Annotated in this window: 11 protein-coding genes and 1 pseudogene; 8 read left to right on the forward strand and 4 right to left on the reverse strand. The window is 55.6% G+C overall.

Going from position 1 to position 8202, the window contains the following annotated elements; all coding sequences use genetic code 11:
- From WCG50_RS15410 to WCG50_RS15430, 5 genes and pseudogenes are all read left to right on the forward strand, one after another.
- Positions 1–324: pseudogene (locus tag WCG50_RS15410) on the forward strand (EamA/RhaT family transporter); the annotation flags it as partial.
- The gene (locus WCG50_RS15415; RefSeq protein ID WP_336900486.1) at positions 321–920 is read left to right on the forward strand and encodes a chorismate lyase; all 600 of its coding nucleotides are present in this window, start codon (positions 321–323) and stop codon (positions 918–920) included. The pseudogene WCG50_RS15410 and the gene WCG50_RS15415, both read left to right, overlap by 4 nt.
- Positions 910–1329: an acyl-CoA thioesterase gene (locus WCG50_RS15420; protein ID WP_336900487.1), complete on the forward strand. Its 420-nt coding sequence runs from the start codon at positions 910–912 to the stop codon at positions 1327–1329. Before WCG50_RS15415 ends, WCG50_RS15420 begins: the two co-directional genes overlap by 11 nt.
- Positions 1330–1342: 13 nt before the next feature.
- On the forward strand, positions 1343–1714 hold the full coding sequence (locus WCG50_RS15425; RefSeq protein ID WP_336900488.1) for a carboxymuconolactone decarboxylase family protein: 372 nt from the start codon (positions 1343–1345) through the stop codon (positions 1712–1714).
- 101 nt (positions 1715–1815) lie between these two features.
- Complete coding sequence (locus WCG50_RS15430; RefSeq protein WP_336900489.1) at positions 1816–2391, forward strand: TMEM165/GDT1 family protein; 576 nt, start codon at positions 1816–1818, stop codon at positions 2389–2391.
- A gap of 10 nt (positions 2392–2401) precedes the next feature.
- Here WCG50_RS15430 and WCG50_RS15435 read toward each other — a convergent pair whose 3' ends face one another.
- Entirely contained in the window at positions 2402–2944 is a 543-nt protein-coding gene (locus WCG50_RS15435) for a PAS and helix-turn-helix domain-containing protein (protein ID WP_336900490.1), read from the reverse strand.
- A 104-nt stretch (positions 2945–3048) separates the two neighbouring features.
- Here WCG50_RS15435 and WCG50_RS15440 point away from each other — a divergent pair, with 104 nt between their 5' ends.
- Positions 3049–3756, forward strand: a complete 708-nt coding sequence (locus WCG50_RS15440; RefSeq protein WP_336900491.1) for a CoA transferase subunit A — start codon at positions 3049–3051, stop codon at positions 3754–3756.
- A gap of 2 nt (positions 3757–3758) precedes the next feature.
- Entirely contained in the window at positions 3759–4397 is a 639-nt protein-coding gene (locus WCG50_RS15445) for a 3-oxoacid CoA-transferase subunit B (RefSeq protein ID WP_336900492.1), read from the forward strand.
- Here the strand turns inward: WCG50_RS15445 and WCG50_RS15450 are convergent.
- Positions 4394–5140 carry a transferase gene (locus WCG50_RS15450; protein WP_336900493.1) on the reverse strand — a complete coding sequence of 249 codons (747 nt, stop codon included), beginning with the start codon at positions 5138–5140 and terminating at the stop codon, positions 4394–4396. The two genes, WCG50_RS15445 and WCG50_RS15450, sit on opposite strands and share 4 nt — an antisense overlap.
- A gap of 337 nt (positions 5141–5477) precedes the next feature.
- Positions 5478–6839: an MFS transporter gene (locus WCG50_RS15455; RefSeq protein WP_336900496.1), complete on the reverse strand. Its 1362-nt coding sequence runs from the start codon at positions 6837–6839 to the stop codon at positions 5478–5480.
- 231 nt (positions 6840–7070) lie between these two features.
- Here WCG50_RS15455 and WCG50_RS15460 point away from each other — a divergent pair, with 231 nt between their 5' ends.
- Positions 7071–7976 carry a LysR family transcriptional regulator gene (locus WCG50_RS15460; protein ID WP_336900494.1) on the forward strand — a complete coding sequence of 302 codons (906 nt, stop codon included), beginning with the start codon at positions 7071–7073 and terminating at the stop codon, positions 7974–7976.
- On the opposite strand, the gene WCG50_RS15465 is transcribed toward WCG50_RS15460, so the two are convergent.
- Positions 7926–8202, reverse strand: a 277-nt coding sequence (locus tag WCG50_RS15465; RefSeq protein ID WP_336900495.1) for a hypothetical protein, incomplete at its 5' end; no start/stop codon positions are given. The two genes, WCG50_RS15460 and WCG50_RS15465, sit on opposite strands and share 51 nt — an antisense overlap.

Consider the following 8202-nt stretch of genomic DNA (forward strand, 5'->3'; position numbering starts at 1 on the left):
ATTGCCACGGGCTTGGGCGCGTTGCTGCTTTGGGTATTTGCCGGTTCAAGCACAAAAGAGCTGCTAGTGCTTGATAACATTGCGCTAATAGCTATATTTTGCATAGCAACTGGTGTCGGTTCAGCATGGGCCGCTTCCATTTTGTGGAACATTGCCAGCCAGCGTCTGAGTGTCAGTTTGTGTGGCCAATTGATTGTGAGTGAGACCTTGTTTGCTTTGTTTTATTCGTTTGTGTGGGACGGAGCTTGGCCCGGTACGCTTCAATTGACGGCTGCTGTGCTGTTTACCTTGGGCATTCTGGCGTCCATCAGGGCGCACCGATGATGACGTGGACCGATAAAACCAGGGGCCGCAGCCCGGTGCGGCGGTGGCTCGGTGCTTCGGGCTCCTTGAGTGCGCGACTGGCTGCGGCCGGAGATGTGTTTAGCGTTCAGGTGATGAATCAGGGGCGACAACCCCTGAGCCGGGATGAAGCTCTTGCCTTGGGCTTGCCTGGCAGAAGTGCAGGCTATGTGCGCGAGGTGGTGTTGCGGGTCGACGGCGTGGCCGTGGTTTTTGCCCGCAGTGTAACGCCGCATGTGCACTCGCTGGGAGCCTGGCGCTCCATTCGGGGACTGGGCACGCGGCCGCTGGCAGATGTGCTGTTCAAGCGCGCTGGTATTTCGCGCTCGACCTTGGCGTTTACCAGGATCAAGCCTGCGACGCGTCTGAGTCGTCAAGTGGCACGCGGCTGGCAACAGGCCACCAATGGGCCCGTGGCGGCAAGGGCTTTGCCGGCGCGTCGTTCGGTTTTTACCCGTCGTAGTGCACCCTTGCTGGTGATGGAAGTATTTGCGGCCCACCCCGAGCCTTGGTGCTGGCCTTTTTCAATGAAACCTTATCAACCCACAAATAATCCAAAAAAAGACCATGAAAATTGAAATTCCGGAACAGAAAAAACTCGTCTACGAGATGATCATCCCCATTCGCTGGGGCGACATGGACGCCATGGGCCACGTCAACAACACCATTTATTTCCGTTATCTGGAGCAGTTGCGGGTGGACTGGCTGATCTCAGTCGACTACCAACTCGACCCGAAGGGCGAGGGCGTGGTGATCGTCAATGCCTTTTGTAATTTTTACAAGCAACTCGAATTTCCGGGTGACGTGCTGATGAAAATGTATGTAAGCGACCCCGGTCGCACCACGTTTGAGACCTGGGGCACGATGGAATTGGTTGACCAGCCCGGCGTCATTTATGCGGCTGGTGGCGCCACCACCATCTGGGTCGATTTTCCGAACCAGAAAGCCAAAACCCTGCCTGACAGGCTGCGGGCGCTGGTGAGTTGAGATGCAAGAAACCATGGATTCACAATACATCGCAGGCCTTGCTACCCGCAAGCAGGTCATGGGCGAAGAGTTTGTTGCCAATGCCTTGGGTAAGGTCACGGATTTCACGCTGCCCATTCAGCAGCACATCACCCGCAATGCCTGGGGCGATGTCTGGCAGCGCGAAGGCTTGGACCTGAAAACCCGCAGTCTGATTACTGTGGCGATGCTCACCGCCTTGGGCAAACAGCACGAACTCAAAGGCCATGTGCGGGGCGCTCTGAACAATGGCGCCACGGTGGCCGAGATTCAGGAAGTGCTGCTGCATGCCACCATCTACTGCGGCGTGCCCGCTGCGGTCGAAGCCTTCCGCTCGGCAGCTGAAGTGGTAGAAGGACTGGGTTAATTGAATCTGCGATCAAATAGGGCTGTAGCCCCCGTATCACCTGCGCACATAGCTATTTAATGCATAGCGTTTAGTATTTTTAACTGTCACTGGAATCCATTTTGGAAGCTCTCTTCATTTCAACCGGCGTTGTCGCCCTCGCCGAGATTGGCGACAAAACGCAACTGCTCGCCTTCATCCTCGCGGCGCGTTTCAAAAAACCAGTCCCCATCATCTTGGGCATTTTGTGTGCCACCTTGCTCAATCACGGCATGGCCGGCGCGTTGGGCGCCTGGATCACGTCCGTCATCAGCCCCGAAGCCATGCGCTGGGCGCTGGGCTTGTCGTTCATCGGCATGGCAATCTGGACCCTGATTCCTGACAAGATCGAGGAAGAAGAAACCCAAGTGGCCAACAAACTCGGGGTGTTTGGGGCGACGTTCATCACGTTTTTCCTGGCTGAGATGGGCGACAAAACCCAGATTGCCACCATTGCTTTGGCAGCCCATTACGCGACACCGCTGTGGGTGATCGCGGGTACCACCCTGGGTATGTTGATCGCCGATGTGCCGGCTGTTTTTGTTGGAAACAAGTTTGCTGAAAAAATACCGATGAAGCTCGTGCACTCGATTGCGGCCGGTATCTTTGCCTTGATGGGTGTGCTCACCCTGTTCAAGGTCGAAAAGCTGTTTCAGTAGGGCGGTAGCCTCAACCTGCCATCAGTTTGTGCACCAGATCGCCGGTGTTTGACGCTTTGTATTTGCGCATCAGGCGGGCGCGGTAAATCTCGACGGTGCGGTGGCTGATAGCGAGCGCCTTGCCGATTTCCTTGGAGGTTAGGCCGCCCATCAGGTGCGCCGCTACCTCGCGTTCGCGGGCCGTCAGTTCAGACTTGACGGGTCGGCGTGAACTTAAGTCTTCAAAGGTCCAAATACCTGCCTCATGGGGTGAGGCCTGATTGAGGGCGCGCCCGGTGACGTGGCACCAAAACGTCTCGCCGTTGGCCCGTTTCATGATCCGGTCATCGGCGTAGGTGCCATTGCGGTTCAAAATGGGAGAGATGCGCGAACCGGTGCGCTCGAACTCGATGGCGCTGGGGTACAGCACTTGAAAAGACTGGCCCACCAGCAGTTCGCGCGAGGCGCCAAACATCTCGCACAGGTAGCCATTACAGTCCTGCATTTGCCGGTTGCGTGACAGTGCCAGCCCGACCGGCGCCAGCTCAAATGCCAGTTTGTAATCAATATCCATGGGTGGGCAAATTCTCTCAACCTAGGGTTTGTACTTTAAGAAATACTACGTATGTGCTTAGGTAGTATCGTTCAATCATAGTTATTTTTATTGGAGACAGATCCGTGAACAAGATATATCCGAGCGCCGCCAAGGCCCTTGAAGGCATCGTGTGCGATGGCCAATTATTGGCCGTTGGTGGCTTTGGCCTGTGCGGCATTCCCGAAGCCCTGATTGACGCCTTGCGCGACACCGGTGTTAAAAACCTGACCGTTATTTCCAACAACGCCGGCGTCGATGGTTTCGGCTTGGGCAAGTTGCTGGAAACACGCCAGATCAGCAAAATGATCTCCAGCTACGTGGGTGAAAACAAGGAGTTTGAGCGCCAATTTCTGGCCGGTGAGTTGCAACTGGAGTTCACACCGCAAGGCACGCTGGCTGAAAAGCTGCGCGCTGGTGGCGCTGGTATTCCCGCGTTCTACACCCGCACGGGCGTCGGTACGCTGATCGCCGAGGGCAAGGAAACGCGTGAGTTTGATGGCCATGCCCACATCATGGAACTTGCCTTGAAACCTGAGGTGTCGTTGGTCAAGGCCTGGAAGGCCGACAAGAGCGGCAATTTGCTGTTCCGTCGCACGGCGCGCAACTTCAACCCGGCGGTGGCAATGGCAGGTCAGATCACGGTCGTCGAGGTCGAAGAAATTGTGGAAACCGGCACCTTTGACCCCGATTCTGTCCATTTGGCAGGTATTTATGTGCACCGCATTGTGCTCAACGCGACGCCTGAAAAGCGAATTGAGAAAAGAACTATCACCCCGAAAGCAGGAGTCTGATCATGGCTTGGACACACGACCAAATGGCTGCCAAGGCGGCTGAAGAATTGCGCGACGGTTTTTACGTCAACCTCGGCATTGGCTTGCCCACGTTGGTGGCAAATTTCGTCAACCCCGAGATTGAAGTCTGGCTGCAAAGCGAAAATGGCATGCTGGGCATTGGCCCCTTCCCAACCGATGATGAGGTCGATGCAGACCTGATCAACGCCGGTAAGCAGACCGTTACGACCATCCCTGGCTCCAGTATTTTTGGCAGCCACGACAGCTTCGCCATGATTCGTGGCGGCAAGATCAACCTGAGCATTTTGGGTGCCATGCAGGTTAGCGAAAAAGGCGATCTGGCGAACTGGATGATTCCCGGCAAGATGGTCAAGGGCATGGGCGGTGCGATGGATCTGGTGGCTGGTGTCAAGAGCGTGGTGGTGCTCATGGAGCACGTTGCCAAGAAAAAAGACGGCACCATTGATCTGAAAATTCTGCCGAATTGCTCTCTGCCTCTCACCGGTGTCGGCGTGGTCAACCGCATCATCACCGACCTGGCGGTGCTGGACGTTACGCCTCAAGGTCTGAAAGTGGTGGAATTGGCACCCGATGTCACGCTTGAAGAGTTGCAAGCCAAGACCGGCGTGCCTTTGAACTAAACGGGGTCGGTCATTTCCCAGGTTATGCGCGAAAACTCATGTTTGAGTTGATCGCGCACCTCGGCGTCAAAGTTCAGCAAGGCATCGTTTTGCCGCAATGCCTCTACTGAAATGCGGCCTCCTTTGTGGGCAAAGAGAATACTGTTGCTTTTCTCTTTCGAGGCTATCTCCAGTACATTTCCCTCAAATGCCAGTCGGATGCGCCCGCTGAACACGCCGTGTGCGGGGTGGTCGTGGTGCAGGTTCGCCACCATGACGCCGTCAGGTGAGAGTGCGCTGAAACAATCATCGTAAAAGGCCTGGGTGCACAGACTGGGCGCTTGTCCCTGGCCATCAAAACCATCCACCATCAGCACGTCAAAGCGGGGCCACGCGTTGCGTGTCATGTTCTGCAAATAATCGGCGCCATCGGCGCAAACGATGTTGATGCGCGCATCGTCTTGCGGGACTGCAAACGCGTCGCGCAGTGCAATCACATGCGGGTTGATTTCAACGACCGTGTACCTGGATGCCGGCAGATGCCGGTAACAAAACTTGAGCAGTGACCCGCCGCCCAGTCCCAGGATAGCGATGTGGGCCGGACGCGGGTTGAACATCAGGAACCCCATCATGGTGCGGGTGTAGTCCACGTCGAGTCGTGTTGGCTGCGCACTGTTCATGCGGCTTTGCAACTGGTCAAAAGTAAAGAAGAGTGATTTGCTGCCATCGGCTTCAAACACAAAGGGTTCATCGAACTTGGGCATGGCGGGTCATGGTCGAATCGTTAGAACGCAAAGTTAATTGGAGTTGAGCATACAGAAGACTCGTTTGGCGGGTGGGTGTCCTGATGAAATATGCCCCACCCCCCAATGGGTTCTTGTGTCGGGGTCGCGTGCCCTGGCGCCACGACCCACGCATTTGCGAGTCAGCCAAAGCGAAAACTCAGACACGCTACGAATGTTATTCGTGAAATATTGGCGCTAATGTGGCTTCGATCGTTGTTGGTTTCAAAATGCAAGATTGCCAAAACACACGTAATCCGCTTTCATGGCGGATTCGATTCCAAAGCGGTAAGTAGCTTGTCACTTGGAGGAGTAACCTTCATGAAATCTCCGTAGAGAGCAAAGGACGTCTTGTAAGAGCGCGGCTTCCAATCGCGACAGCGAGGGCGAGTATTACCAATACCGCGGCGACGATGAACGTCATGCGCATACCAGAGACGACAGCATCTGAGTGCGCTGTTGTCATGTCTGTCACGGAAGATCCGAGCGCGAATACTGCCCCCATTGCTGATGCGCCGGTGATAAGTCCAAGGTTTCGCGACAAGCCAAGCAAGCCGGAAATGACACCCCTTTGGTCTGGACGAATATCTGTCATGACAGCAGTGTTATTGGCCGCCTGGAAGAGCGCATATCCGGCGGTGATGACGGACAGTGGGCAGATATAGCCTGCCATCCCCAAACTAGTCGGCAGCAGGGGCAGGATGATGGCGCCAAGCGCCATGGCGATCAGTCCTACAATGCCCATAAAGTAGGCGCCAAACCGGTCAACGAGGCGACCTGCGGGCGCACCCGTCAGTGCGGCAACAATTGGGCCGGCTGACATAACAAGTCCGACACCGGCTGCGTCCAGCCCCAGTGCGCCAGAGAGGTAGAACGGGCCGACCACCAGTGTTGCCATGACCACGGTCGTCACCAGTGCGCTCATAACGAAGCCCGCACTCAGTACCGGATTGCGAAACATGGTCAATTGGATTAAGGGGGATTTAGCGCTCGTCTCGACGTATACAAACAAACCCACGCCGAAGACAGCGGCGAGCATCAGCGCGACATTGAGTGTCCCGAAATTTCCACGTCCCAGTGTCATGGCAAGTGCGTATGCCGCGAGTGTTAGCGCAAGCAACAGGGTGCCCATCGTGTCGAAACGGGGCTTGCTGGCCTTTGGAGACTGGCGGTCGTCGGGTAAAAAGCGATAAGCGAGAACAAAGGCCAATATACCCAGCGGTACATTGACAAAAAAGATGGCGCGCCAATTGAATGCTGCGATCAGAAACCCACCCAACGTGGGTCCCAGGGCGGTGCCAATCGCTGACATGGTTCCGAGCAATCCCATCGCGCTACCGGTCTTCTCTTTGGGTACAGCCTCGCCCACCATCGCAATCGTGAGTGCCATCATGATGGCCGCGCCCAAACCCTGCATCACTCGTGCAGCAATCAACAGCCACAACGTTGGTGCGATGCCGCACAGGGCTGAAGCCACCGTAAACAGCGAGATTCCAACCAGCATGAGACGTCGGCGGCCGATGACGTCACCCAGTCGTCCGACGCTGACGATCAGCGTGGTGATGGCGAGTAGGTAGGCTAGGACTACCCACTGCACTTGTTGAAAGGAGGCATTGAATGCCTGCGCCAATGTGGGCAAGCCGACGTTGGCAATGCTGGTGCCGAGAGAGGACAGCAACATGGACAGTGACAAGCTGCCAAGTGCCCAAAGAATCGGAGGCTTTACTTCCCGATCGGCGACGATTTGTTCTGATTTTGCAATGATTGACTTCATATCGATTCCTTCTTTTTGCCCTTGAGTTGGGGATGAATGAAGCATAAGTTTTTGAGAGTGATTGCGGAAGACGCAGCAATCGCACTTTATTTGTGCGTCTGACGCCATACTTGAACCAAACTGCGATATGGTGAGCGCATGTCAGCACCCGACCTCAACTTGCTCGTTACCCTGGATGTGCTGCTCTCAGAGGGCAACGTGACGCGTGCCGCCAAGCGATTGCACCTTAGTCCATCTGCTATGAGCCGGGCGCTGGCGAGGTTGAGAGAGACAACGGGAGATCCGCTATTGGTGAGGGCGGGGCGGGGTCTCGTTCCAACGCCCAGAGCGCTTGAACTTCGCGCGCGAGTCACTCAGTTGGTGCAAGATGCCCAGTCGGTGCTACGCCCCGCAGAAATCCCAGACCTGCAACATCTGCACCAAACATTCACATTGCGAACCAGCGAGGGCTTTGCAGAGAATTTCGGACCAGGCCTGATTGCTCGCACCAGTTCAGAAGCGCCTGGTGTACGACTTCGTTTTGTGCAAAAGCTAGACAAAGACAGCGCACCATTGCGTGAAGGGACTGTCGATCTGGAAACTGGTGTGATTGCGAGCTCGATGGGTCCGGAACTGCGTACCCAGGCCCTGTTCAGAGATCGTTTTGTCGGCGTCGTGCGAATGGGGCACTCTCTGAGTGAAGGCGAGATCAGTCCGGCAAGGTATGCGACCGGTCGGCACATTGGCATCTCGCGCCAAGGTCTCGAAATGGGCCCCATTGATGAAGCCATGACTGCGCATGGTCTGGAAAGAGAGATCGCCACAATAGTCGGTGGATTTTCGACTGCGGTGGCGATGGCCCGTTCGTCAGATTTAATCGCAAGCGTTCCGGAACGCCACACCGGGAATCTGCGTGACGCAATGCACACCTTTGCGCTTCCATTTACGACGCCCGAGTTCACCGTATCGCTGCTCTGGCATCCCCGGTTTCATGCCGATCCGGCCCATCGATGGCTACGTGGAGTTGTTCTGGAAATATGCGCTTTGGACCCTGATCAGGGGTAATGCGTTGCCGGAACTCCCGGAAAATGCTGCCGATTTGCGTATCTGCATGTTTGCAAGATCAGCGCGCTGAAAACCGGTTTGTGCAGACAGCAGAAAGCCAATAGCAACCCCGGTTTCAGCATGATGTGATGCGTGAGAACGCAGTCTGAGGAAATCGATCCCAGATTGCCAACCATCCGAGGCATATTTGAAAGGCCGGTTTGGCTGAGGCATTTCAAAAGACTGA

This window comes from Rhodoferax sp. (assembly GCF_037143375.1).
GTDB lineage: Bacteria > Pseudomonadota > Gammaproteobacteria > Burkholderiales > Burkholderiaceae_C > Rhodoferax.

What these genes read in the sequence shown, in the direction of transcription:
- WCG50_RS15415 (WP_336900486.1), top strand. Translation starts at nt 321, where the DNA reads ATGATGACGTGGACCGATAAAACCAGGGGCCGCAGCCCGGTGCGGCGG.
- WCG50_RS15420 (WP_336900487.1), top strand. Translation starts at nt 910, where the DNA reads ATGAAAATTGAAATTCCGGAACAGAAAAAACTCGTCTACGAGATGATC.
- WCG50_RS15425 (WP_336900488.1), top strand. Translation starts at nt 1,343, where the DNA reads ATGGATTCACAATACATCGCAGGCCTTGCTACCCGCAAGCAGGTCATG.
- WCG50_RS15435 (WP_336900490.1), bottom strand. Translation starts at nt 2,944, where the DNA reads ATGGATATTGATTACAAACTGGCATTTGAGCTGGCGCCGGTCGGGCTG.
- WCG50_RS15445 (WP_336900492.1), top strand. Translation starts at nt 3,759, where the DNA reads ATGGCTTGGACACACGACCAAATGGCTGCCAAGGCGGCTGAAGAATTG.
- WCG50_RS15450 (WP_336900493.1), bottom strand. Translation starts at nt 5,140, where the DNA reads ATGCCCAAGTTCGATGAACCCTTTGTGTTTGAAGCCGATGGCAGCAAA.
- WCG50_RS15455 (WP_336900496.1), bottom strand. Translation starts at nt 6,839, where the DNA reads ATGTTGCTGTCCTCTCTCGGCACCAGCATTGCCAACGTCGGCTTGCCC.
- WCG50_RS15460 (WP_336900494.1), top strand. Translation starts at nt 7,071, where the DNA reads ATGTCAGCACCCGACCTCAACTTGCTCGTTACCCTGGATGTGCTGCTC.